The organism is Streptomyces sp. NPDC047315 (genome assembly GCF_040643215.1).
In the GTDB taxonomy this organism is placed as follows: Bacteria; Actinomycetota; Actinomycetes; order Streptomycetales; family Streptomycetaceae; genus Streptomyces.
On sequence record NZ_JBEYTZ010000028.1, the window covers coordinates 95,289 to 118,678 of the forward strand.

General features: G+C 72.0%; 21 protein-coding genes. 8 read left to right on the forward strand and 13 right to left on the reverse strand.

Annotated features, from left to right (window positions below; all coding sequences use genetic code 11):
- Positions 1-193 precede the first annotated feature (193 nt).
- From ABZ842_RS28730 to ABZ842_RS28750, 5 genes are all read right to left on the reverse strand, one after another.
- Positions 194-1,261 (reverse strand): aspartate-semialdehyde dehydrogenase, encoded by a 1,068-nt coding sequence (locus ABZ842_RS28730; RefSeq protein ID WP_361542850.1) that lies wholly within the window; start codon positions 1,259-1,261, stop codon positions 194-196.
- Positions 1,258-2,529 (reverse strand): aspartate kinase, encoded by a 1,272-nt coding sequence (locus tag ABZ842_RS28735; RefSeq protein ID WP_361542853.1) that lies wholly within the window; start codon positions 2,527-2,529, stop codon positions 1,258-1,260. Before ABZ842_RS28735 ends, ABZ842_RS28730 begins: the two co-directional genes overlap by 4 nt.
- Positions 2,530-2,764: 235 nt before the next feature.
- The gene (locus ABZ842_RS28740) at positions 2,765-3,421 is read right to left on the reverse strand and encodes a DUF5063 domain-containing protein (RefSeq protein WP_361542856.1); all 657 of its coding nucleotides are present in this window, start codon (positions 3,419-3,421) and stop codon (positions 2,765-2,767) included.
- Complete coding sequence (recR, locus tag ABZ842_RS28745; RefSeq protein WP_361542859.1) at positions 3,414-4,013, reverse strand: recombination mediator RecR; 600 nt, start codon at positions 4,011-4,013, stop codon at positions 3,414-3,416. The genes ABZ842_RS28740 and recR overlap by 8 nt, the downstream gene beginning before the upstream one ends.
- 149 nt (positions 4,014-4,162) lie before the next feature.
- Positions 4,163-4,498, reverse strand: coding sequence for a YbaB/EbfC family nucleoid-associated protein (locus ABZ842_RS28750; protein WP_361542918.1), 336 nt, complete (start codon positions 4,496-4,498; stop codon positions 4,163-4,165).
- A 296-nt stretch (positions 4,499-4,794) separates the two neighbouring features.
- Between ABZ842_RS28750 and ABZ842_RS28755 the strand changes: the two genes are divergently transcribed.
- On the forward strand, positions 4,795-5,541 hold the full coding sequence (locus tag ABZ842_RS28755) for an SLATT domain-containing protein (protein ID WP_361542862.1): 747 nt from the start codon (positions 4,795-4,797) through the stop codon (positions 5,539-5,541).
- An 84-nt stretch (positions 5,542-5,625) separates the two neighbouring features.
- On the opposite strand, the gene ABZ842_RS28760 is transcribed toward ABZ842_RS28755, so the two are convergent.
- The 3 genes from ABZ842_RS28760 to ABZ842_RS28770 all read right to left on the reverse strand — a co-directional run bounded on the left by ABZ842_RS28760 (position 5,626) and on the right by ABZ842_RS28770 (position 9,639).
- Positions 5,626-6,276 (reverse strand): hypothetical protein, encoded by a 651-nt coding sequence (locus tag ABZ842_RS28760; RefSeq protein ID WP_361542865.1) that lies wholly within the window; start codon positions 6,274-6,276, stop codon positions 5,626-5,628.
- Positions 6,277-6,361: 85 nt separating this feature from the next.
- On the reverse strand, positions 6,362-8,953 hold the full coding sequence (locus tag ABZ842_RS28765; RefSeq protein WP_361542868.1) for a dolichyl-phosphate beta-glucosyltransferase: 2,592 nt from the start codon (positions 8,951-8,953) through the stop codon (positions 6,362-6,364).
- Positions 8,950-9,639 carry a GntR family transcriptional regulator gene (locus ABZ842_RS28770; RefSeq protein ID WP_361542871.1) on the reverse strand — a complete coding sequence of 230 codons (690 nt, stop codon included), beginning with the start codon at positions 9,637-9,639 and terminating at the stop codon, positions 8,950-8,952. Before ABZ842_RS28770 ends, ABZ842_RS28765 begins: the two co-directional genes overlap by 4 nt.
- Before the next feature lie 94 nt (positions 9,640-9,733).
- Between ABZ842_RS28770 and ABZ842_RS28775 the strand changes: the two genes are divergently transcribed.
- Both ABZ842_RS28775 and ABZ842_RS28780 read left to right on the forward strand, forming a co-directional pair.
- Positions 9,734-10,198 carry a hypothetical protein gene (locus ABZ842_RS28775; RefSeq protein WP_361542874.1) on the forward strand — a complete coding sequence of 155 codons (465 nt, stop codon included), beginning with the start codon at positions 9,734-9,736 and terminating at the stop codon, positions 10,196-10,198.
- A gap of 1,185 nt (positions 10,199-11,383) precedes the next feature.
- Positions 11,384-12,889 (forward strand): TerD family protein, encoded by a 1,506-nt coding sequence (locus tag ABZ842_RS28780; protein ID WP_361542877.1) that lies wholly within the window; start codon positions 11,384-11,386, stop codon positions 12,887-12,889.
- Positions 12,890-12,974: 85 nt separating this feature from the next.
- On the opposite strand, the gene ABZ842_RS28785 is transcribed toward ABZ842_RS28780, so the two are convergent.
- Positions 12,975-14,351, reverse strand: a complete 1,377-nt coding sequence (locus tag ABZ842_RS28785) for an aspartate aminotransferase family protein (RefSeq protein WP_361542880.1) — start codon at positions 14,349-14,351, stop codon at positions 12,975-12,977.
- 397 nt (positions 14,352-14,748) lie between these two features.
- Positions 14,749-15,306, reverse strand: a complete 558-nt coding sequence (locus ABZ842_RS28790) for an RICIN domain-containing protein (protein ID WP_361542883.1) — start codon at positions 15,304-15,306, stop codon at positions 14,749-14,751.
- Between the two features lie 249 nt (positions 15,307-15,555).
- Here ABZ842_RS28790 and ABZ842_RS28795 point away from each other — a divergent pair, with 249 nt between their 5' ends.
- The 3 genes from ABZ842_RS28795 to ABZ842_RS28805 all read left to right on the forward strand — a co-directional run bounded on the left by ABZ842_RS28795 (position 15,556) and on the right by ABZ842_RS28805 (position 19,183).
- On the forward strand, positions 15,556-17,217 hold the full coding sequence (locus ABZ842_RS28795; protein WP_361542886.1) for a serine/threonine-protein kinase: 1,662 nt from the start codon (positions 15,556-15,558) through the stop codon (positions 17,215-17,217).
- A gap of 117 nt (positions 17,218-17,334) precedes the next feature.
- Positions 17,335-18,111, forward strand: a complete 777-nt coding sequence (locus tag ABZ842_RS28800; RefSeq protein WP_361542889.1) for a hypothetical protein — start codon at positions 17,335-17,337, stop codon at positions 18,109-18,111.
- Positions 18,112-18,397: 286 nt separating this feature from the next.
- Complete coding sequence (locus ABZ842_RS28805; RefSeq protein ID WP_361542892.1) at positions 18,398-19,183, forward strand: hypothetical protein; 786 nt, start codon at positions 18,398-18,400, stop codon at positions 19,181-19,183.
- A gap of 58 nt (positions 19,184-19,241) precedes the next feature.
- Here the strand turns inward: ABZ842_RS28805 and ABZ842_RS28810 are convergent, their stop codons facing one another.
- The 3 genes from ABZ842_RS28810 to ABZ842_RS28820 form a co-directional block, all read right to left on the reverse strand.
- Positions 19,242-19,832 (reverse strand): 3'-5' exonuclease, encoded by a 591-nt coding sequence (locus tag ABZ842_RS28810; RefSeq protein WP_361542895.1) that lies wholly within the window; start codon positions 19,830-19,832, stop codon positions 19,242-19,244.
- Between the two features lie 143 nt (positions 19,833-19,975).
- Entirely contained in the window at positions 19,976-20,353 is a 378-nt protein-coding gene (locus tag ABZ842_RS28815; RefSeq protein ID WP_361542898.1) for a helix-turn-helix transcriptional regulator, read from the reverse strand.
- A gap of 336 nt (positions 20,354-20,689) precedes the next feature.
- Complete coding sequence (locus tag ABZ842_RS28820; RefSeq protein ID WP_361542900.1) at positions 20,690-21,898, reverse strand: hypothetical protein; 1,209 nt, start codon at positions 21,896-21,898, stop codon at positions 20,690-20,692.
- Positions 21,899-21,988: 90 nt separating this feature from the next.
- On the opposite strand from ABZ842_RS28820, the gene ABZ842_RS28825 reads away from it, so the two are divergent.
- Positions 21,989-22,681: a TetR/AcrR family transcriptional regulator gene (locus ABZ842_RS28825; protein ID WP_361542903.1), complete on the forward strand. Its 693-nt coding sequence runs from the start codon at positions 21,989-21,991 to the stop codon at positions 22,679-22,681.
- Positions 22,682-23,004: 323 nt separating this feature from the next.
- On the forward strand, positions 23,005-23,390 hold a 386-nt coding region (locus ABZ842_RS28830), incomplete at its 3' end, for a hypothetical protein (RefSeq protein ID WP_361542906.1).

Here is a 23,390-nt window from a genome sequence, read left to right on the forward strand (position 1 = left end):
CCCGCCCCCGGGCCGAAACGGTACGGACCTGCGACGTTCTCACGGGGCGTTCACGAATCCTACAAAGTTCGCGGGCCACTTAGACAGGGCTCAACCGCAAATCGGGGAAGATTTCCGATCTTGGAACGGGAGCGTGGGAACGGGAGCAAGCAGCACAGGACGAAGAGGCGACGGGGCGGCGGGGGCGACGGGCTCAGCCGTGCAGCTCCGCGGCGATCGCCTCCGCGATCTGCACGGTGTTCAGCGCCGCGCCCTTGCGGAGGTTGTCCCCGCACACGAACAGCTCCAGCGCGCAGGGGTCGTCCGGCGCCCGGCGCACCCGCCCCACCCACGTCGGATCGGTGCCCACCACGTCCGCCGGCGTCGGGAACTCCCCCGCCGCCGGGTCGTCGAAGAGCACCACCCCGGGTGAGGTCGCCAGGATCTCGTGCGCCCGCGCGACCGTCACCTCGGCCTCGAAGCGGGCGTGCACCGAGAGCGAGTGCGCGGTCAGCACCGGGACCCGTACGCAGGTCGCGGCCACCGGCAGCGCGGGCAGGTCGAGGACCTTGCGGAGTTCGGCGCGCAGCCCCAACTCCTCGGACGACCAGCCGTCCTCGGCCAGTTCGCCGGCCCAGGGCACCACGTTGAGGGCGACGGGCGCGGGGAAGGGGCCGAAGCCGTTGCCGAAGGAGTCGCCGACGGCCCGCCGCACGTCGCCGGTGGTGGAGCCCAACTCCGTACCGGCGACCAGGGAAAGCTGCTCGCGCAGCGCGGTGACCGCGTCGCGGCCGACGCCGCTGACGGCCTGGTACGAGGAGATCACCAGCTCCCGCAGCCCGAACTCGGCGTGCAGGGCGCCCACCGCGGGCGCCATGGCGAGCGTGGTGTCGTGCGGCCCGGCGACGATGCCGCGCGGACGCACCCGGGCGGCGTGCGGATTGACCTCCGGCACGACCAGCGGAACGTCCGCGTCCGATCGGAAGGCGGCGGAGGCGTCCACGACCACCGCGCCCTTGGCGGCGGCGATCGGCGCCCACTGGGCGGAGACCTCAGCGGGCACCAGGAACAGCGCCACGTCGACGCCCGCCAGCGCCTCCTCGGCCAGCGGGACCACCTCGCACTCCTCCCCGCGCACGGCCAGCTTGCGGCCGGCCGAGCGCGGGGAGGCGACGAGTCGTATCTCGCCCCAGACGTCCGCGTGCTGGGACAGGATCTGGAGCAGTACGGTGCCGACGGCCCCGGTCGCACCGACGACCGCGAGCGCCGGCTTGCGGGTCATCGGCCGGTGCCCCCGTAGACCACGGCCTCGTCGGACTCGCTGTCGAGGCCGAACCGGGTGTGCACGGCGCGCACCGCCTCGTTGACGTCGTCGGCGCGGGTCACGACCGAGATGCGGATCTCGGAGGTCGAGATGAGCTCGATGTTCACCCCCGCGTCCGTGAGCGCCTCGAAGAAGGAGGCCGTGACGCCCGGGTTGGTCTTCATGCCGGCGCCGACGAGCGAGATCTTCCCGATCTGGTCGTCGTAGCGCAGCGACTCGAAGCCGATGCGGTCCTTCGCCTTCTCCAGCTTCTCGATCGCCCGCGCGCCGTCCGTCTTGGGCAGCGTGAAGGAGATGTCCGTGAGCGCGGTGGCGGCTGCCGACACGTTCTGGACGATCATGTCGAGGTTGATGTCGGCGTCCGCGATCGCGCGGAAGATGGCCGCCGCCTCGCCCGGCTTGTCGGGCACTCCGACCACCGTGATCTTGGCCTCGGAGACGTCGTGGGCGACTCCGGAGATGATCGCGTGCTCCATCGTCTGGTCTCCCTGCGGTTCGTTGCTGACCCAGGTGCCGCGCAGCCCCGAGAAGGACGAGCGCACGTGGATCGGGATGTTGTATCGGCGGGCGTACTCCACACAGCGGTGGAGCAGCACCTTGGAGCCGGAGGACGCCAGCTCCAGCATGTCCTCGAAGGAGATCCAGTCGATCTTCCGGGCCTTGGCGACCACCCGGGGGTCGGCGGTGAAGACGCCGTCGACGTCGGTGTAGATCTCGCAGACCTCGGCGTCCAGCGCCGCGGCGAGGGCGACGGCGGTGGTGTCGGAGCCGCCGCGACCCAGGGTGGTGATGTCCTTCTTGTCCTGGGACACGCCCTGGAAGCCGGCGACGATGGCGATGTTGCCCTCGTCCAGCGCGGTACGGATCCGGCCCGGCGTCACATCGATGATGCGCGCTTTGTTGTGGACCGAGTCGGTGATGACGCCCGCTTGGCTACCGGTGAACGACTGGGCCTCGTGGCCCAGGTTTTTGATCGCCATGGCCAGCAGGGCCATGGAGATGCGCTCTCCGGCGGTCAGCAGCATGTCGAATTCGCGCCCGGCAGGGATCGGGGATACCTGCTCGGCGAGATCGATCAACTCGTCCGTCGTGTCGCCCATCGCGGAAACCACGACGACCACCTGGTGGCCGTTCTTCTTGGCGTCCACGATCCGCTTGGCGACACGCTTGATGCCCTCGGCATCGGCGACGGAGGAGCCGCCGTACTTCTGCACGACAAGGCCCACGTGCGCTCCTCGCTCGGTTCTCCACCGCAGTCCATGAGTGCTGCGGTCGGCTCAGTTTAACGAGCGGTACCGCGCCGGCCTCCGGCACATCACATGCTGAGATGCGCCGCTCACCTGGTGATCAGCCCCGCTCGGCTCACTACCTGCCCGCGGGACGGCGGCGTACGCGACATGTGTGCGGCGTCACAGCAGCGGTGCGTAGCCGGACGACGTCACCGCGACGTCGGGGGCGGCGTCAGGGCGCGCGCAGGCCGAGCGGTGCGGCGATCTCGGCCGCCATCACCCTGCCGGCCTCCTCCGCCAGCGCCTCCTCGGTCAGGTCCTCGTCCGTGTCCAGGCCGTCCAGCTCCTGGAGCGGCTGGTCCAGCCGGACGTGGGAGACCAGGGACTGGAGGGCGCGCAGGGTGGCGGACGCGGTCGGCCCCCAGTTGGAGAAGTACGAGAACTGCCACCACCACAGCGCTTCCGTGGTCCGCCCGGAGCGGTAGTGCGCGAGGCCGTGCCGCAGGTCCGTGACGATGTCCGCGAGGTTGTCCGAGATGCGGAACGCCACCGGCGCCTTGCGCGGCTCGTACGGGTCGAAGACCTCGGAGAACACGTCCACCGGGTCCAGCAGCCGGGCGAAGCGCTCCCGCAGGTCGTCCACGTCCGGCTCCGGGCCCGTGTCGGGCTCGTAGCGCTCGTCCGGGACGATGTCCTCGTGCGCGCCCAGCCGGCCGCCGGTGAGCAGCAGCTGGGAGATCTCCAGCAGCAGGAACGGTACGGCGCTGTCCGGTTCGTCGCCCTTCGCGACCTCGGTCACGGCGACGATGAAGGACTCGATCGAGTCCGCGATCTGGACCGCGAAGTCGGCCGGGTCCTGGTTCACGGCGTGCAGCATGGCGTCAGACATCGAGAAGTCGTCTCCCCTCGAAGGCACGCCCCAGCGTGACCTCGTCGGCGTATTCCAAGTCTCCCCCCACGGGCAGACCGCTGGCCAGCCGGGTGACCTTCAGCCCCATCGGCTTGATCATGCGTGCCAGGTATGTGGCGGTGGCCTCGCCCTCCAGATTGGGGTCCGTGGCGAGGATCAGCTCGGTGACGGCGCCGTCCGCGAGGCGGGCCAGCAGCTCCCGGATCCGCAGGTCGTCGGGGCCGACGCCCTCGATGGGGCTGATCGCCCCGCCGAGCACGTGGTAGCGGCCCCGGAACTCCCGGGTCCGCTCGATCGCGACGACGTCCTTCGACTCCTCCACGACGCAGATCACCGCGGTGTCGCGGCGCGGGTCGCGGCAGATGTTGCAGTGCTCCTGCTGGGCGACGTTCCCGCACACCGCGCAGAAGCGCACCTTGTCCTTCACTTCCAGCAGCGCCTGGGCGAGGCGGCGGACGTCGGTCGGCTCGGCCTGGAGGATGTGGAAGGCGATCCGCTGCGCGCTCTTGGGACCGACGCCGGGCAGCCTGCCCAACTCGTCGATGAGGTCCTGGACCACGCCTTCGTACAACGGACTGCCTCTCCTCAGGCTCGGGTCGTACGACCCCTACGACTCGTACGGTAGTGGCTGAACCGGCCAGTTCAGAAGGGTCCAGCAGGGTTCAGCGGGGTTCAGCAAGGCCCAGCGGGGCGCAGCGGCCCTCGACGAGCCCGACGCGCTCAGAAGGGCAGGCCCGGCATGCCGCCGAGGCCCTGGGCGAGCGGGCCGAGCTTCTGCTGCGCGAGCTGCTGGGCGTTCTCGTTCGCGGCCTGGACGGCGGCGACGACGAGGTCGGCGAGGGTCTCGGTGTCCTCGGGGTCCACCGCCTTGGGGTCGATCACCAGGGCGCGCAGCTCGCCGGAGCCGGTCACCGTGGCCTTCACGAGACCGCCGCCGGACTGGCCCTCGACTTCGGTACGGGCCAGCTCCTCCTGCGCCTGCGCGAGGTCCTGCTGCATCTTCTGGGCCTGCTGGAGGAGCTGCTGCATGTTGGGCTGGCCACCACCGGGGAACACGGTCACTCCTGGCACGTCGACGACACTTGCGCGTACTTCCGCGGGCGGCGCCGCCGGGGCACCGCTCCATGAGCGAGCCTACGTGGTCGGGCACCGGAGCGCCGGGTCGGGCGGCGGGGACCCGTTCGAGGGACTAGGCTGCGGGGCCTCTACCTGATCAAGGCCGTCCCGTGGACGGAAATACCGGGATTTCCACCACACGGCCCATCATTCGACGGTAAGAAGTGGTTGAAGTGGTTGCGGACAGTGCAGTGCAGCAACGTGCAACGGATACGGACGCGTAGAGGAGTGCCCCGGTGAGCCAGCCGGAGATGCAGCCCGGGGGCCCGGCCCGGGAGGAGCGGGGCGAGGTGCCGCGCGGCGATCTGACCGGCCGGCCCTTCCCGCTGGGCGACTGGGGCGAGCCGGCGGACCGGCTCGACGAACTGTTCCGCTGGGTCGAGACGGCGGCGCTGCGCACCGTGGACTGGTACCTCGCGGACCGCGTCTGGAAGCGGCGCACCGGCCGCGTGCTGCGCATCGGTACGGCCGCCGGCACCATCGCCGGTGCGGTGCTCCCGCTGCTGGACGTCACGGGCCTGGTGGACGGCGCCGCGGGGTGGGGGTACGTGTCCCTGCTGCTGGGCGCGGCGTGTCTGGCGTGCGACCGGTACTTCGGCGTGACGGCCGGGTGGATGCGGAACATGGCGACGGCGCAGGCGGTGCAACGGCGTTTGCAGACGCTCCAGTTCGACTGGGCGTCGGAGAGCGTGCGTGAGGTGCTGGGCCCGGCGGAGGGCACGGCGAGCGAGGCGGCGGAGCGGTGCCTGGGGGTGCTGCGGAAGTTCTCCGAGGACGTGCAGGAGTTGGTGCGGGCGGAGACGGCGGACTGGATGCGGTCGTTCCACGGGGGGTTGGACGCGTTGGTGCTCCAGTCGACGGCGTTGCCGCCGCTGAACGGTGTGGGGCGCGCGGGGGAGCCCGGGGCGGCGGGTCCGCCCCGCTCGCCCCTCCCTCCGGGCCGCCCGAACATGCCCCGCCAACGCCCGCCGGAGCGCCCGTAGCCCAGCCCACTCTGGGGGGTCTGGGGCCTGGGCGAAGGGCCTCAGCTCACTCAGCCGACTCAGCCGACTCGCCGACTCGCCGACTCAGCTGAAGAGGATCATGGAACCCTGGCCCAGGCTGCGGGTGGCCGCGGCGTGGAGGCCGAGCCAGACGTGGCGTTCGCGGGCGAAGGGGCTCTCGTCGTACGGGACGGGCGCCGCGGGCTCCTCCAGGGCCGTGCCGCGCTCCGGGGGGCGGGGGGCCGGGGGCGGGTTCGCGGGGTCGATGCCGATCGAGGGGGCGACGTACTCCAGCTCGCGCAGCAGCCCCTGCGTGGAGCCCAACGGGCCGCCGCCGGCCAGGAGTTCGTCGTTCGACAGGGGCGCGGCGAAGTCGACGGGGACGTACGCGCCGGCGTGGTCGTAGTGCCACACCAGGTGGGACTGTTGCGCGGTGGGCTCGAACATCTCCAGCAACTGCTCGTAGTCGCCGCCGAGTTCGTCGACGGGCGTGACCGCGAGGCCGCAGAGCTGGAGCAGGTACGCCCGGCGCAGGAAGTGCAGGGCGTCGTAGTCGAACCCGGCGACCGGGGCCACGTCCCCGGAGAGCCCGGGCATGTACGCGAACACGGGCACCGTCGGCAGGCCCGCCGCCGTCAGCGCCTTGTCGTACGAGGCGAGCTCTTCGGCGAAGGGGTTGTCGGGGCTGTGACAGAGCACATCGACGAGGGGGACCAGCCACAGGTCACATGCCAAGGGAGGCTCGCTCTCCAACGGGGACGCGTCGTAACAGCGTAGGTGTCGGCGGGGCCGTGGCGAAGGGCGTGTGGCGAGGTCGCGGTCACGGACCGGGGGCGCCCGGGGGGTCGAGGTCCCACACCAGCACTCCCCCGACCCACTGTCCCGGCCGGCCCAGCAGGCGTTCCACCGCGGTCTGCAGCGCTTCCTCGTTGTACTGCGGCGGCAGCACGACCACGCCCGCCTGCCACGACGCCAGGTCGACACGGGCTTGTTCTTGCTCGGCGGGGCCGATGTCGGGGACCCGGCCGCTGCCCCGTACGTCGTCGAGGAGGGCGGCGGTGTGGGTGGGCGCGATGCCGTAGATGCCGACGTCGTCGGGCCCCCAGGGGCCGTTGAAGTAGCCGCCGGCGATCGGGAAGTCGAGCTCCGTGGAGGACTGCCAGTACAGCGCGTCCGCCGAGCCCGGGTTCGGCAGCGGCACGATCACCAGCGACTCGCCCGGGCCGAGGTAGGTGCGGTACAGCCCATCGGTGACGAAGGCCGGCACCTCGGCGCGCTCGCGCACCGGGTAGGGCGTCGGGACGATCGGGAGCAGCGCCGCGGCGACGGCGACCAGCCCCGCGGTGCGGAAGGACCGGGCGGGCCCGTCCGACAGCCGGTCGACGGCGAGGGCGACGAGCATGCCGAACAGCGGCGCGCAGATCAGGGCCGTACGGGACTCGATGACGGCTTCGAAGAGCGGCGCCTTGCCGAGCAGCGCCCAGGGGCCGGGGAAGGAGAGGTCCGTGAAGGGGACGTACACCTCCTTGCCGAGCGAGAGCAGCGCGGCCCCGGCGGCCGTGAGCGCGAGCGCCCGCACGAGGGTGTGCCGCCACAGCTGGACGACGACCACCAGCGCGAGCGCGAGCAGCGGCCAGCCGTAGAAGGCGTTCTGCTCGGTGCGGTTCATCGCGAGCGGGTCGGCGGCGGCGTCCGTGCCGAAGAGCGAACGGCCGGCGAACTCGACGAACGCCCGCGGGCTGTTGAAGGTGTTCGACCCGTGCATGACGTCGGAGTAGCTCTGCGGGCCGAAGAACTGCCAGCCCAGCGGGAACGCGACCAGCGGCAGACAGACCGCGAGGGCCCAGCCGAGCCCCTGGAGCAGGGGGCGCCAGCAGCGGCGTGCGGCGTCCCGGTCCAGCAGGGCGTAGCAGACGGCGAAGAGCAGCATGCCCATCGCGGCGAGCAGCAGCGGTTCCTCGCCGAGGAAGATCTGGTACGTGGCGAAGAGGCCGAGGAGCACCCCGTCCCGGACCACGGCACGGCCCTCGCACAGCCGCAGCGCCCGGTCCAGGATCACCGGGATCATGAAGAGGACGAGGAAGTTGGGGTGGGCGTTGCCGTGCGAGATCATCGGCGGCGCGAAGGCGGCGACGGCCGCGCCGAGCACGGCCGCCCCGCGGTGGGCGACCAGCCGGCGGGCGAGCAGCCAGTACCAGGCGAAGGCGGTGGCCGCGAGGCCGAAGGTCAGCACGAGGGCCCAGGTGACAGTCGGCCCGAGCAGCAGCGTCACGGGCGCGAGCGGCACGGAGACGCCGAGCATCACCGTGTTCGCCATCAGGTTCACGCCGTCCGGGTAGCCCTGGAGGGTGGTGAACAGCGGGTTGCGCAGGTTGGTGACGTTGTCGGCGGTGACGGCGAAGAACCACTCCCACTGGTTCTGGTCCTGGCCGGCGTCGGCCAGATAGCCGCGGTCGAGGTCCTGCCACAGGTTTTGGTAGAGGACGAACGAGGCGACGCAGAAGAGGAGGGCGACGAGCAGGTGCGTGCGGCGGGCGGTGGCGCGCGGAACGGGCTTCTGGGCACCGACGGCCTGGGTGGGGATGGGGGCGGGGCCGGGGGTGCGGGCGGTGTGGTTGGTGCGGGCGGTGCGCACGCGCAGCCGGACGAGTTCGCCGAGCACCCGCCCGTAGTCCAGCGGACGCACCTTGGAACCGGAGCGGTGCGACCAGTTCACCGGGGCCTCCACCACCGGCCAGCCCGCGCGCTGGAAGTGCCGCAGGATCTCCACGTCGATCGCCCAGCCGTCGAGCTGCGACGCGGCGAAGGCGGTGCGCGCCCGCTCGCCGTCGAAGAGCTTGAACCCGCACTGGGTGTCGTGGATCCCGGGGACGGCGGCCAGCCGTATCAAGCGGTTGCCGGCGCGGCCCAGCCACTCCCGGCCGCGCCACTGGTGGACGTCGATCTGTGAGTCCGGGTGCGCGCGGGAGCCGATGGCCGCGCAGACGTCGTCGGCGGCAAGCAGCTTGTCGAGGTGGTCCAGCTCCTCGATGGGCGTGGCCAGGTCGGCGTCGGTGAGCAGGACGCGCCGCCCGTACGAGGCGAGCACGCCGCTGCGCACGGCGTGGCCCTTGCCGCGGTTGCGGGGGCTGGTTATGACGTGGATGCGGGGCTCTTCGGCGGCGGCCTCGCGGGCGACGCGGGCGGTGTCGTCGGTGGAACCGTCGTCGACGACGATCAGCTCCCAGGCGCCCCAGCGTTCGGGTTCGGCGTCGAGGTGGGCGCGGATGGCGTCGAGGGTGGGGCGCAGGCGGTGCTCTTCGTTGTACGCGGGTACGACGATGCTGAGGCCGATGTCGCCGGTGGTGGTGTCGGTTGTCGTGCTTGGCGAGGACGACTCGGGCTGCGGTTCGGGGTGCGGCTGCGGGCTCATGAGCCGATCCGTTCGTCCAACCGGTCCGCCCAGGAGAGCGACAGCTCGGTGTAGCCGCACAGCACGTCGCGCGCCTCGGTGATCTCGCCCCGGACGAGCGCGTCGACCAACTCCTCGTACCCGCTGAAGAGCCAGCGCCGGCAGTCCGTCTCGCCCTTGAGGTGGGGGACGGCGAACACCCAGGTCTGAACGCGCAACTGATGAAGGAAGTCGGAGATGTAGCGATTTGAGACTATCGTCCCGAGTTCATGCCAGAACCGCAGGTCGTAGCCGATCAGGATGTCGAGGTCCCCGCTGCGGGCGGCCCGGGCCGCCTCCTCGGCACGGCGCCGGACCGGCACGACCGCGCTGGCGTTCACCTGCGTACGCCCCAACCGCTCGGCGTGCTGGATGATCCCGTCGACGACCAGGGAGCGGGTCTCCACCATGTCCCGGTAGTCGGTGACGGAGAACTGGTGCACCCGGAAGCCGCGGTGCTGGTCGGATTCGAGCAGCCCCTGCGCGGAGAGGTCGACGAGGGCTTCGCGCACTGGCGTCGCGGAGACGCCGTACTGGTCGGCGATCTGCTTGACCGTGAACTCCTGCCCGGGCTGGAGGCGCCCGGCCAGCACCTCGTCACGCAATGCGTCCGCGATCTGTTGTCGCAGCGTACTGCGGGTGACAGAGGTGCTGCCGGGACCGGGCATCGATGGCTTCTCCTTCGCCAGGGGCTCCCGACACGATAGGCCAGCGAGGAGCACTCAGCGGATCACGGAGTTCGCGGGAGAGGGGAGCGGAGCGGTGGGCGAGGTCTTCGAAGCGGCGTACGGCGACGAGGTGGCCGAAGGTCCGCGTACGGCACCGGACCAACGGGCGACGGAGGTGCGCGCCGCGTACGCCGGGCTGCGGCAGATCCGGCAGGTCACGGGTGCGGTGCCGGCGGCGTGGGAGCGGAACCAGCCGGCGCGGGCGGTGGCGATCACGCTGGAGGCGGCGGGGTTCGCGCCGTCCGCGCTGGACGCGACGACCGGCGCGCGGTCCGCCACGGGCTACCGCGTCGCCCCCGGCGAACGCCCCGGCGTCGTCCGCGTGGACTGGCTGGGCGCCCCGGGCAGCGGCGCGGCGACCGAAACGGAGGAGAGGTTGCGGGAGTGCGCGGGAGTACTGGAGGAGGCGGGCGGCTGGGAGGTCCTGGCGTACCGGGCGGGAAGGGGAAGGTGGTTCCTGGAGGTGGAGGTACGGATGGCTCCGCGGGGCGGGAGGTGATGCGGCTCGCTCCGCGGAGCGCCGCGACTGCGGCGGGCTGCGGGCTGCGGGCTGCGGGCTGGCCGCGGTGTCCGGGGACCCCGGGGCCCTGGACCGTCTCGCCGTTTCCCTGCGGCGCGTTGGTCTCTGCGGCCTGGTGGTGGGCTTGTCGCGCAGTTCCGCCCCCTATGCCCAGAGGGCATGGGGGACCCCCAGCACCCTGACACACCCGCCGTAACACCGCGGGAGCACTGGTCTCCGCGGCCCGGTGAGACTTGCTCGCGCAGTTCCCCGCGCCCCTGTTTCGCTACCCCCGTCACTTGCCTGCGGGCTGGGGCAGGGGTGTTTAGGGGCGCGGGGAACTGCGCGACAAGCTCACCACCGGGCCGCGGAGACCAACGCGCCCGCAGGGAAACGGCGGGACGGTCCGGGGCCTGGGCCTGGGCCTGGGCCTGGGCCTGGCGGCAAGGCGCGGGCGACCGCCGGAAGCTGCGAGCCGCGCCGACTCCCGGCACAGCACGGCGCAGCCAACCGCACACGACCGGGCGGAATCGCGTCGAGTCCCTTGACCCCAGGGGCCGTTCGCGGTTGACGCCGCGCGCGGGTGACGGGCGGGCCGCGGGCGGCCCTCACCCGCAGCGCGCGAAAAGCCCCCGCGAGCAGCGACGTTCAGCGCGGCCGACCCGTACCGCACAGCCCCCGGTCGGCCGCCGCACTGATGTCCGCGCACCCCGCCGCCGCCCCGGGGGCGAGGAAGGGCAGACGTCGACGCCCGCGTTCCCGTCGGACGGTCGCACGCTGGCGTACGGAGCCGGGATCCACGGGGTCCGCCCGGTAAACACGGAGCCGACGCACTCCCCCGGCGCGCCCCTCCCGGCCGCAGGCGGACCGGGGCCGCCACCGATCTCCCCGTCCCGCGGACCGGAGTTGCAGGTCAGCACCCCGCACCCCACTTCCCGGGCGCCTTCGTCGGCGCCCCGGCGCGGCGGCGCGCGCGATGTGTGTCCGGACGGGCTGCGGGCCCGAGGGCGACGGGTGGCGCACGGCCTCTCCGAACGTGCCCTGCCGGACCGCCCGTTGACCGGGTCCGTCCCATTCCGCCCCCTCCGTCACATCGTGCCCGGACACGGCCCGTTGACACCGCCCGGAGAACACAGCCGCAGGAATCGTCGACTCGGTCCTGTCCCGGATGTCAGCATGTGCACCATGGCGAACATCCCGTGGGGCGCGAACGCCCCCGTCCCGACCGCGCCGTTGCGCCTGGCCGTGGGGCACGCGCTGTCCCCCGCGGTCCCGGCGTTCGACGCGCTCGTGCTGCTGCTCGACGCCGGCGGCACCACCCGCCCCGGCCGCGGCGACGTGGTGGCCGCGTCCCAAACCCCGCACCCTTCGGGCACGGTGGCGTACGCGGGTCGCACGGAAGGAAACGGTCAGGTCGCGGTCTGGCTGGACGTGAACCTGCCCGTCGTGGAGCCCGAGGTGCAGCGCATCGTGGTGGTCGCCGCGGTCGAGGGCACCGCCTTCGGCGCGGTGCCGGGGCTGTACGTACAGGTGCAGGGGTACGACGGGGTGCCCGTCGCCCGTTACGACGTGATGAACGCCACCACCGAGACGGCGATCGTGCTGGGCGAGCTGTACCGGCGCGACGGCGCTTGGAAGTTCCGCGCGGTGGGTCAGGGGTACGCCGGCGGACTGGCCGCCGTCGCGGCGGAGTTCGGCCTGCCGGGGGCGGCGTCCCGGTTCCTGTCCGCGGTGCCGGCGCCCCCGCCGCCCCCGCCCGCCTTCCAGGCTTCCGCGTACCAGCCCCAGGCCGCGTACCAGGCGCAGGTCGGCTACCAGCCGTCGAACGGCTACCAGCCGCAGGTCGGTTACGCGACGCAGGGCTATCTGGCGCCGGTGTCACCGCAGGTCGGGTCCCCGCGGCCACCCGTGCCCGGTCACTCGTACTCCCCCGGACACCGCATCATCGACCCCGTCGCGCCCGTGCACCTGCCCGAAGGGGCCGTGCCCGCGCAGGGGTACGCGCCCGCGGTCGACTACCAGCCCGCCGCCTACGACCACCAGCCGGCGGTGCAGAACGCACCCGCCGCGGACGACCCCTTCGAGCGCTTCCCCTCCTTCGCGCCGCAGACCGTGCACGGCCGCGGCTACGGCACGGTCGCCTTCCCCGAGGGCTTCGCCCGCGGTCCGGTGATCCTGGAGGCGACGTACAACAACGACGACTGGGTGAAGGTGCAGCAGCTCAACCTGCGCCGCGAGCCCGGCTACGACCTGCTGAGCGAGTCCGGTCCGGCGGTCCACAGCCGTGCGCCGGCCGTCGCCCCCGGCTCGTACGCCCTGTGCTTGAACGTTCTGGCGGGTGACGCGGACTGGACGGTCACCGCGCTGCCGGTGTCCGCGGCCCGCCGTCTGCTGCCGGGCCAGCCGGTGCACGGGGAGTCGTACGACGTACTCGCCTACGCGGGTCCGGACGCGGACCTGGAGGTGGCGATCGAGGACGCGCCCGGGATGGCCGGCGGCTTCATCACGCTGGTCGCCATGTCCCCGCACGACATCGACGAGCCGGCGGCGGACTTCGAGGGCGTGGAGTTCCTGCTGTCGGGGGCGACCGGGCCGTTCCGGCAGACGGTCCGGCTCCAGGGCGGTACGCGACTGCTGACCGTGCAGGCGACGGAGTGCCGCTGGTCGATCACCGTGCGGCCGACCCACTGACGGCCGGGACGCCGGGGCGCCGTGCGGGCGTCCCGGCGTCCCGGTCCCCTTTACGTACGGTCCCTCAGGCCACGTACCCGTCGGCTCAGAGCACGTACTCGTCGGCGACGGACAGCGCCGCGTCCAGTACCTCCAGGCCCTCCTTCGCCTCCGCCTCGCTGACGTTGCACGGCGGGACGACGTGCGTCCGGTTCATGTTGACGAACGGCCACAGCCCGCTCTCCTTGCAGGCCGCGGCGAAGGCGGCCATCGGCCGGTTCTGCTCGCCGCTCGCGTTGTACGGCACCAGCGGCTCGCGCGTCTCCCGGTCCCGCACCAACTCCAGCGCCCAGAAGACGCCCGTGCCGCGCACCTCGCCCACGCACGGGTGGCGCTCGGCGATCTCCCGCAGCCCCGGGCCGAGCACGGTCGCCCCGAGGTCGGCGGCGCGCTCCACGACCCGCTCCTCGGCCATCACCTCGATCGTGGCGACGGCGGCGGCGCAGGCCAGCGGGTGGCCGGAGTAGGTCAGCCCGCCCGGGTACGGCCGGGTCTCGAAGGTGGCCGCGATCTCCGGCGAGATCGCGACGCCGCCCAGCGGCACGTACCCCGAGTTCACGCCCTTGGCGAAGGTCAGCAGGTCCGGTACGACGTCGAAGTGCTCGGCGGCGAACCAGGCGCCGGTGCGTCCGAAGCCGGCCATCACCTCGTCGAGGACGAAGACGATGCCGTGGCGGTCGCAGATCTCCCGCACGCCGGCGAGGTAACCGGGCGGCGGGACCATGATTCCGGCAGTGCCCGGGATCGTCTCCAGGACGACCGCGGCGATCGTGCCCGGCCCCTCGAAGGCGATGGTGTCCTCCAGGTGCCGCAGGGCGCGCGCCCCTTCCTCCTCCTCGGTGCTCGCGTGGAACGGCGAACGGTAGAGGAAGGGCGCCCAGAAGTGCACGACGCCGGCGGTGCCGGTGTCCGACGGCCAGCGGCGCGGGTCGCCGGTGACGTTCACCGCGGTCTGCGTGCCCCCGTGGTACGAGCGGTACGCGGAGAGCACCTTGGGCCGGCCCGTGTGCAGCCGCGCCATGCGCACGGCGTTCTCCACGGCCTCGGCGCCCCCGTTGGTGAAGAAGATCTTGTCGAGGTCGCCCGGGGTGCGCTCGGCGATCATCCGGGCGGCCTCGGAGCGGGCCTCGATCGCGAACGCGGGCGCGAAGGTGGTGAGCTTCGCGGCCTGCGCCTGGATCGCGGCGACGACCTTCGGGTGCTGGTAGCCGATGTTCGTGTAGACGAGGGCGCTACAGAAGTCGAGGTAGCGCTTGCCGTCGTAGTCCCAGAAGTACGAGCCCTCCGCGCCGGCGACCGCGAGCGGTTCGATCAGGCCCTGGGCGGACCACGAGTGGAACACGTGGGCCCGGTCCGCGGCGCGTACGGCTGCGGCTTGGGCGGGGCCCTGGGCGGGCGGCGGGGGAGCGTCATGAGGGGTCATGGGCGCCAGGGTAGGCAGGGGCGGGTGGGCGCGGACACGTACACGTTGTCTGGGCTGCGGCGCCGGACAGCGGCGATCTGTCCACTGCGCGTGCGCGTGCGCTGCGCTGCGCTGTGCTGTGCGGGGTGAGGTGGTGCGGGTCACTCGCGGCCCGGGCAACCCCGCCGTTTCCCTGCGGGAGCGTAGGCCCCGTGTGCCCCGGTGGTGGGTCACCCGCGCAGTTCCCCGCGCCCCTAACCCCCCGTCGGTGCTCCGCAGACGAACAGCGGAGGTCAGCCACATCAGGGGCGCGGGGAACTGCGCGACAAGCCACCCACCGGGCCGCAGGGGCAACCACACCCGCGGGGAGACGGCGCGGGCCACACCGCCGCGGCCCGCACCATCGCACGCCGCAGCATTAGGGCTGGATCACCTCGATCACGAACATCTGGTTCTCCTTCGCCAGGGCGCAGTCCGACTGGACGATCGGCGCGCCCGCCGTCGTGCTCACGCCCCGCACGTCCAGGCACTTGTCCGCGAAGGTGCGGATCTCGTAGCCCTCGATGTTCTGCACCACCTCGAAGCGCTGGCTCGGCGCCGCGCCGCAAGGCGCGCCGACGACCCGCGCGCCGCTCTCCGTGCTCGCGCCCCGCACGTCCAGGCACAGCTCGGTGTCGAGGTTGCGGATCTGGAACAGCCGGCTGCCCGATGGCAGGAACTCGAACTGCTGGTTCGCCATCGACGAACAGCTCTCCTGCACCAGCGCCGGGTCCGCCGCCGCACCAGCCGCACCCGGCGTGCCCGCGCGCATCTCGAAGCACAGGTCCGCGAAGGTCTGGACCGCGTACAGCTCGGGCTGCGCCGCCTGTGCGCTCGGCCCAGTCAGGAGACCCGCCGCAACGGCTCCCGCCGCCGCCAGGGCCAACAGCGACTTCTTGCCCTTCTTGCCCGTCATGCCCGCACGCACCGCACGCATAGGAACACCTTTCGCAATCGCGGGCGACCCGTTCGCCCCGCCCGCAAAGTGTTCGTCCGCGCAGGACCAAGGGAAAGGCACGACCTGCGATCTTCCCGCCAACGGATGAACGATCGACCACCCCCTTAACCCCGGTCATATGAACAGACCTTCACACGGTCCTGACCAGGGCCGGCGAACGCACCGCGGGGATCGGCGCCTATCCTCGTTCCAGCCAGCAACGCGGGACGGGGTCGGGGAGATGCTGCGATGGAACAGCTTGCACCGGGTGATCCGACCCGAATAGGCGCCTACCGGCTGCTCGCCCGCCTCGGCGCCGGCGGCATGGGCCAGGTCTATCTCGCCCGCAGCAACCGCGGTCGCACCGTCGCCGTGAAGCTCGTACGGCCCGAACTGGCAGCGCAGGAGTCCTTCCGCGAGCGCTTCCGGCACGAGGTGACCGCGGCGCGCAAGGTCGGCGACGAGTGGACCGCGCCGGTGCTGGACGCGGACACGGAAGCCGCCGTTCCGTGGGTGGCGACGGCCTACGTCGCCGGGCCCGCGCTGAGTTCGGTGGTGTCCGGTGCCCACGGCCCGCTGCCGGAGCGCACCGTGCGCATCCTGGGGTCGGGCCTCGCGCACGCCCTGCGGTCGATCCACGGCGCGGGGCTGATCCACCGCGACCTCAAGCCGTCGAACATCCTCATCGGCATCGACGGGCCGCGCGTCATCGACTTCGGGATCGCCCGCGCCCTGGAGACCGCGACGGACTCGGGCCTGACGCGCACGGGCGCGATCGTCGGCTCCCCCGGCTACATGTCGCCCGAACAGGTGCGCGGCCAGCACGTCACGCCCGCCGCTGACGTGTTCTGCCTGGGGTCGATCCTGGCGTTCGCGGCGACCGGCCGGCTGCCGTTCGGCGCGGCGGACAGCAGCGGTCACGCGGTGATGTACCGGATCGCACAGGAGGAGCCGGACCTGACGGAGGTGCCCGAGGGGCTCGTCGAGCTCGTACGGGACTGTCTGCGCAAGGACCCCGCCGAACGGCCGGACGTGGCCGAGATCCTGGCGCGCACGGTGACGGAGCCGAGCGCGGAACCGTGGCTTCCGGGCGCGTTGGTGGCGGAGCTCGGCCGGCACGCCGTACGGCTGCTGGAAGTGGAGCACACCGGGCCCCAGCAGCGGGTCACGGCGGAAGCGGCGGCGGCGCACGCAGCCGCGGCCCACGCAGCGGCAGCCCACGCAGCGGCCGTTCAGGCGCCCACGCCGCCCACGCACGCGCACGCGTTGCCGCCCCGGGAGCCCACCGCGGTGGGCTCCGCGCCACCGGCCCCGCACCAGCCCCACGTCCCGCACCAACCGCACCAACTGCACCAACCGAACCAGCCGCGCCGGCCCCGTCGGCGGAAGGCGGCCGTCGCCCTGGTGGCCGTCGCCGCGGTCGCCGCCCTGGTCGGCGGCGTGCTGTACGCCTCGTACGCGGGCTCCGACGACGGGAAGGACCGGGCCCGGGGCCAGGACCAGGCGTCGCCGCGGCCGTCGGCGGGCGCCCCGGACGCGGGCAAGGGCGCGGACGGCGAGCCGGGCCCCGGCGTCGACGGCGGGGTCCCCGATGCGTACCTCGGCACCTGGCGCGCGAAATTCGAGTCCGCAACCGGGCAGAACGCCCGTACGATGACCATCACAGCCGGTTCGTCCGGCGAGAAGGTCATGGAGCTCACCGGTACGGGACCCGACTACAGCTGCACGTGGTCGGCGACTTTGAAGTCGGGTCGCACCCCCCTCGAACTCGGCCCCACGAAGGTCGAGTCCGGCGATCCGACGAAGTGCTCCCCGGGACAGTGGAGCCGTCTGGTGATGCCCGACGACGCCACCGTCATCCGGGAACTGGTCGGTTCCAGCGGGGCTCCGCTCCGCTACACCAAGCAGTAGCAGTCTCACCGGTCAGCACAGACAGCTCCGGGTGCACGGCCCGTGACCGTCCCCGTCTCCATCCCCGCCCCGTGACCATCCCCGTAAATTTCGCAACTCCGCTAGAAGGACCTGAAAGTGCACAGAACCCCCGTCCGCAGAGCGGCCGTCGCCGCGTCCGTCGTCTCCCTCAGCCTGGTGCTCGCCGCATGCGGCGGCGACGGCGGGGACGACAAGAAGGACGCCAAGGGCGACGCGAAGGACTCCTCGTCGGCCGCCGCGCCCGCGGCGAAGGCGCTGACGCAGGCCGAGCTGGAAAAGCTCACCCTGACGAAGACCGACCTCAAGGACCACGAGTTCAACACCCCGAAGGCGGCCGACCTCGCGAAGGCGAAGGGCGCCACCTCGGACAAGCCCGAGTGCAAGCCGCTGGCCGCGGCCCTCACCGAGGGCGCCCCGACCCCCGCCACCGCCGCGGTGATGCGCCAGATCATGCCGATGCCGGCGGGCGGCGCGTCCACCGGCGCCACGGAGGAGCAGAAGGCGGAGGCCGCGCTGAAGGCGCTGAGCACCCTGACCTTCACCTCCACCACGCTCAACTCGTACGAGGGCAAGGGCTCCGAGGACGCGCTGGCGGCCCTCAAGAAGGCGGGCTCTGACTGCGCCGCCGGCTTCAGCCTGACCGCGGCGGGCGAGACGACCAAGTTCACGAAGGTGGCGCCGGCGACGTACAACGGCGGGGACGAGGCGGTCGCCTACACCCTGACGATGGAGATGGACGGCAAGACCTCCGACACGCACCTGGTGACGGTCCGCAAGGGCGCGACGGTGGCGAACTTCTACACCCTGAGCTTCGGCGGCAAGACGGAGCAGCCGAAGGCGATCGCCGACGCGCAGGTGAAGAAGCTGGGCTGAGTGCGTCCCCGCTCCGGCAGCCGTCACAACACGGTTGCCGGAGCGGGAGCCTTCGACGCCTGCCGCGTCGCCCGGCCACCTCCAGGCCCGGCCATCCCCAGGCCAGTCCACTCCAGGCCAGTCCAGGCCAGATGTACGGCGTGATAGGCCCGAATATCACGAAGCGCCGCGACCCGTCCGTCCGTTCGAGTAAGAAGGTCACGGCAACCCCGTCGGCTGCACGCCGACCCGGGGCAAGGCCTCAGGCCGTCCCGCCTGCCACACCAGAACTCTCGAAGGAACCGAAGTGTCGAAGGTCCCCGTCCGAAGAACTGCCGTCGCCGCGTCCCTGATCTCCCTGAGCCTCGCCCTCACCGCCTGTGGCAGCGAGGACGAGAAGAAGGACGCCAAGGCCGTGGCGAAGGGCTCCCCGTCGGCCGCCGCGCCCGCGGCGAAGGCGCTGACCCAGGCCGAGCTGGAGAAGCTCGCCCTGACCAAGACCGACCTCAAGGACCACGACTTCAAGGCCCCGGAGCCTGGTGAGGCCCTGAAGCCGGGGAGCGCCGTCGCGGACAAGCCGGACTGCCGGCCCATAGCCGCAGCCGCCACCGAGGGCACTCCCGCCACCGCCGTCGCCCAGCTGACGCGCATGGTCATGCCGGTGCCGAAGACGGCCCCGACGCCCTCCGGCGCCTCGACGGACGAGAAGATCGAAACCGGGCTCAAGAACGCGGCCGACTCCCTCGACAGCGCCACCATGACCTTCACGACGCTCAGCTCGTACGACGGCACCGGCGCGGCGGACGCGATGGCGGCCCTGAAGAAGGCGGCCACGACGTGCGCCGACGGCTTCACCGTGACCGTGGAAGGCGACAAGACCAAGATGGCGAAGGTGACCCCGGCTGCGTACAGCGGCGGGGACGAGGCCCTCGCCTACACCCTGACGATGGACGTCGACGGCGAGCTCGCCGACACCCACCTGGTGACGGTCCGCAAGGGCGCGACCATCGCGAACTTCTACACCATGCCGATCGGCGAGAAGGCGACGCGGTCGACGGCGATACCGGACGCGCAGGTGAAGAAGCTGGGCTGAGTCCGGCCGATGACCAGGGCTGCGCCCGGGGCCTTCACCCCCTTGTCGGCCGCCGGGTTCACCGCCCCGTGGCCCCCGCCCCGGGCCACGCCCCGCGCCCCAACAGGTCCAGTACGAGCGCGGCGATGTTCCACGCGTCGTCCTCGCCCCGGTGGTGCCGGCCTTCGAGCGGCAGGCCGGCGATCTGCAGCGCCTGGGCCATGCCCGGCTTGCGGCGCAGCCCGTACGCCTCGGTGAAGACGGCCTTGGCGTTGGTGTGCAGTCGCTCCGTGGGGTATCCGAAGGGGTACGCGACCGAGTCGGCGCGGCTCTGCCGGGCGAACTGCCGGCGGTCGTACTCGCCCCAACTCGCCCAGGGACGCACCCCCGCCCCGTACTCCTCGACCAGCGTCCGACACGCCTGCGCGAAGCTCACGCCCCGCGCCACCTCGTCCTGCGTCAGCCCGGTCAGCTCTCGGCAGAACTCACTGACCGTCGACCGCTCGGGCCGGACCAGGATGCGGTGCCGGGACGCGCGGCGACGCTCCCGGACGTCGACGACCGTGAGGCCGATCTCGATGACCTCGCTCACCGAACCGGGCGGCGGCTGCCCCTCCCAACAAGTGGCTTCGACGTCGATGACGTTGAGGAGCGCGGCGGCGGTTCGCATGGGCCGAGGGTAGGGCGACGGGGGCGGGCCCGGCATCCGGGTTTCGCCAGCCGCGCGACGCGGGCCGCAGACTGCCGGCCGCACGGCGATGCACCGGCCCCCAGTCCGTGGACCGGGAGGCCGGTGTTCGGTCAGACGGGGCCTCAGGAGGCGACGAGGGACGCGTGCGTCCGGTACTCGCGCGGCGAGAGGCCGTACACCGCGCGGAACGTGCGGGTGAAGACGGCCGGGTGGGAGAAGCCCCAACGGGTGGCGATCGCGTGGATCGGGCGGTGCGACTCCATCGGGTCGGCGAGGTCGCGGCGCGCGGCGTCCAGGCGTTCGTGGCGGATGAATGCGGCGACGGTGTACCCGTGGTGCTGGTACACCCGCTGTAAGTGGCGGGTGGACACGTGGTGTGCCGCGGCCACCGCGTCAGGGCAGAGATCGGGGTCTTTCAGGTTCTGACGGACGAATTCCTGGGACCTCTTGAACAGGCTCGACTGGTGGTAAGCGGGCATGTTGTAGAGCTTCTGGAGCATCGTTTCTTTCCCCCTGTTTGGGCGAGCTGCCACACCTCTGTGTGGGTTGGACAGCGCCCGGAGGGAAATCTAACCGTGTGGCATCCCTTTTGGGGTCGCGGAGCCTGTCCGGGACGCGTCCCGGACAGAGCTGCGTCCCAGGTCGAATAGGTTGAAGCGGCGTTACGCAGGGGCAATGCGTGTACGAGGCAGCCGGCGCCCGACCGGCGCGCGGACCGGGGCAGGAGGCGGGCGCCGGCACCAGGGGCGACTACTGGGACGTAACTTGCCCGGTTCGGGGTGCACCCGGCCCGGGTTCGGACACCGCGGCTGCACGGCCGCCTACTCCAAATCCACCTACTCCAAATCCAGCGGGAGCAATTGCTCCGTGAGCAGCCGGCGGACCCGCGCCGCGCGGCCCGGGCCGGCGAGCCAGGAATCCAGGAGTCGCCAGCCGTGGAAGTAGCCGAGGACGTACAGGGCCATCCCCGTGGCCCGCAGGGTGGCCAGCGCCGCGGGCGTCTCCGCTTCGGACAGCAGCGCCCAGCGGGACAGATAGGCGGCCAGTTCGGCGTCCGGGCGGCCCTCGGCGGCCAGGAACGCGGTGTTGGCCCAGGCGCCGAACAGCATGTTCTGGGCGCGGTGGACGGCGGCGAAGTCGCTGCCGTCCGATGCCATGCCCTGGGGCGCCAGCACGTGGTCGGTCAGCCATGCCTGGGCCTGGTCGTCGGGGAAGGCGATGCCCTGCGCGTGCAGGCCGAGCCCTTCGCTGACGACGAAGCTGGGACCGAGCATGAACCGGACCTGTTGGTCGAGGAAGCCCCGTTCCTCGACCAACAGGCGTTCCTTGAGGAGGGATTCGGCGATGTGCCCGGGGTGCCCCTCGTGGGCGACGACGTACAGCAGGTCGGCCAGGTTGAACGGCAGGTCGCGGTTGATGTGCAGGGTGGAGCACACCCCGCCCTCGTACTCGCCGGCCGCCCGGAACGCCACCCCGGACACCAGCCGGCAGCGCACCGTCTCCTGCGCCGGCAGCGGTACGAGCGCGCCGGTGCGCCGGCGGGTCTCGGCGACTGCCGCGTACACGAGGGAGGGAAGTCGGCCCAGTTGGTCCGCCGGCAGGGTGTGGGCGCTCTGCCAGGCGTGCAGCCGCTCGGCAAGGGAGCCCGCGCCGCGGGGCAGTGCGGCGTCCAGCAGGGCGTGCGCCTGCTCGAACAGGTCCTCCGGCAGCCACTGCACCGCGATGCCCAGGCACTCGCGGGCGTACTCCGGCAACGGCAGCTCCACGCCCGTCAGCCGCCCGGCGACCGCCCGCACCGCCCGGACCTGGGCGGCCAGATACCTGGCGCGGTCGGGTGGGAAGGGCAGCCGCGCCAGCAGCGCGTCGGCGTCCTCGACCAGCCGCCCGGCCGGAACCGGCCCCTCCCGCCCCTCCCGCTCCACTTGCGCCCGCCACTCCTGCGGGCCCCGGTAGATGAGCACCGTCCCCGTGGCGCTACCGCCCATCCGTCCGTTGACGCGCAGCGCCAGCAACGCGTACTCGCGCAGCCACTCGTCAGGTGTCACCAGAATCCCTCCTTCGTCTCCTGCGGTCTCCCTTGCAGCGGCGAAGCTAGTCGTACGGTTTTCCGTACGCCGTACGAAAGGAGCGCGGCAGTGCCCCGACAACGACCTTCCGCCGTCTGGTTCGCCGACGAACCCGCCCGCAAGCCCCGGCTGACCAGGGAGCGGATCACCACCGCCGCGGTCGCGCTGTTGGACGCCGAGGGGGTGGAGGGGCTGTCCATGCGACGGCTCGCGGCCCGTCTGAACGCCGGCACGATGTCGCTGTACGAGTACGTGGGCAGTCGCGAGGACGTACTCGACCTGGCCGTGGACGCAGCCGTCGGCGAGATCGAACTCGACGACGACCAAGCGCCCTGGCGCGCCGCCCTGACCCGGCACATGACCCGCAGCCGACGGGTGATGCGCCGGCACCCCTGGCTGCCCGTCCTGATGGCCACCCGCCCGCTGCTCGGTCCGCTTGCCCTCGCCCGCTCGGAACGGGTGTACGCCCTGCTCCACGGGGCCGGCCTGGACGGCCCTCGCCTGACCAGCGCCGTCGGCGCCCTGACCTACTTCGTCCAGGGCTTCACGAACGCGGAGAACGTATGGCGCACCCGACAGCGCGACCCCGCTGCGGAGAACGAACTGCGGCGCCAGGCCCAGGAGTACCTCGACCGCCGGGCCGAACTCCACCCCACGCTCGCCCGGCACGCCGCATTGGACGACGCAGACTTCGACGAGTCCTTCCGACTCGGCCTGGAAACCGTTCTCGACGGAATCGCGCCGCACGTTCCCCACGCTTGACCTCAAGATTGGTTGAGGTCATAGCGTCCCGGTCATGAGTATGGAGACCACGGCCTGGACGCAGGCATACCGAGCGATGCACGCCGAACAGGACCGGCGTCCCTAAGGACGTTCAGGTTCCAGGCATCCTGATTGGCCGAGTCTGAGGTCTTCGGTCCCGTACGCCAGCCGCATGAGGCGAGCTCCGCCATCTGACGCAGCCTCACTTGCGTGTGGGCCCCGCGTGAAAGGGAGCCAGTCCGAGAACGGCATGGAGGTCCATCGGTACGCGTGACACCCTGGTAACCCTTTTGAGCGCCAGAATGCACGGGGGTTGACGGGCCATGGGTTACACGATTCCCGAGGGCGTCGACACGATGTTGGACGTCGTGGGCGTGGGGTGGCCGAACGTCGACGAGGACGCGTACCGCGACATGGCGGACGCGCTGCGGGAGTTCGCCGACGACGCGGACGACGACGCCGGCGCCGCCCACGGACACATCCAGCGCCTGCTGTCGACGGGCCAGAGCGAGTCACTGACCGCACTGGACAAGCACTGGAAGAAGGTCCAGGGGAAGAACAAGGACCTGGCGGGTGCCGCCCGCATCATCGCCGGCGCGCTCGACCGGGTCGCGGACATCATCGTGGCGCGGAAGATCGCGGCCGTCGGAGAGTTGGCGGACCTGTGCGCCACCGTCGGCATCGCCCTCGCCGCCGCCCCCTTCACCAT

Excerpts from the sequence above, each read along its gene's own strand:
- ABZ842_RS28730 (WP_361542850.1), bottom strand. The coding sequence starts at position 1,261 with ATGACCCGCAAGCCGGCGCTCGCGGTCGTCGGTGCGACCGGGGCCGTC.
- ABZ842_RS28740 (WP_361542856.1), bottom strand. The coding sequence starts at position 3,421 with ATGTCTGACGCCATGCTGCACGCCGTGAACCAGGACCCGGCCGACTTC.
- ABZ842_RS28765 (WP_361542868.1), bottom strand. The coding sequence starts at position 8,953 with ATGAGCCCGCAGCCGCACCCCGAACCGCAGCCCGAGTCGTCCTCGCCA.
- ABZ842_RS28770 (WP_361542871.1), bottom strand. The coding sequence starts at position 9,639 with ATGCCCGGTCCCGGCAGCACCTCTGTCACCCGCAGTACGCTGCGACAA.
- ABZ842_RS28780 (WP_361542877.1), top strand. The coding sequence starts at position 11,384 with ATGGCGAACATCCCGTGGGGCGCGAACGCCCCCGTCCCGACCGCGCCG.
- ABZ842_RS28785 (WP_361542880.1), bottom strand. The coding sequence starts at position 14,351 with ATGACCCCTCATGACGCTCCCCCGCCGCCCGCCCAGGGCCCCGCCCAA.
- ABZ842_RS28790 (WP_361542883.1), bottom strand. The coding sequence starts at position 15,306 with ATGCGTGCGGTGCGTGCGGGCATGACGGGCAAGAAGGGCAAGAAGTCG.
- ABZ842_RS28795 (WP_361542886.1), top strand. The coding sequence starts at position 15,556 with ATGGAACAGCTTGCACCGGGTGATCCGACCCGAATAGGCGCCTACCGG.
- ABZ842_RS28810 (WP_361542895.1), bottom strand. The coding sequence starts at position 19,832 with ATGCGAACCGCCGCCGCGCTCCTCAACGTCATCGACGTCGAAGCCACT.
- ABZ842_RS28815 (WP_361542898.1), bottom strand. The coding sequence starts at position 20,353 with ATGCTCCAGAAGCTCTACAACATGCCCGCTTACCACCAGTCGAGCCTG.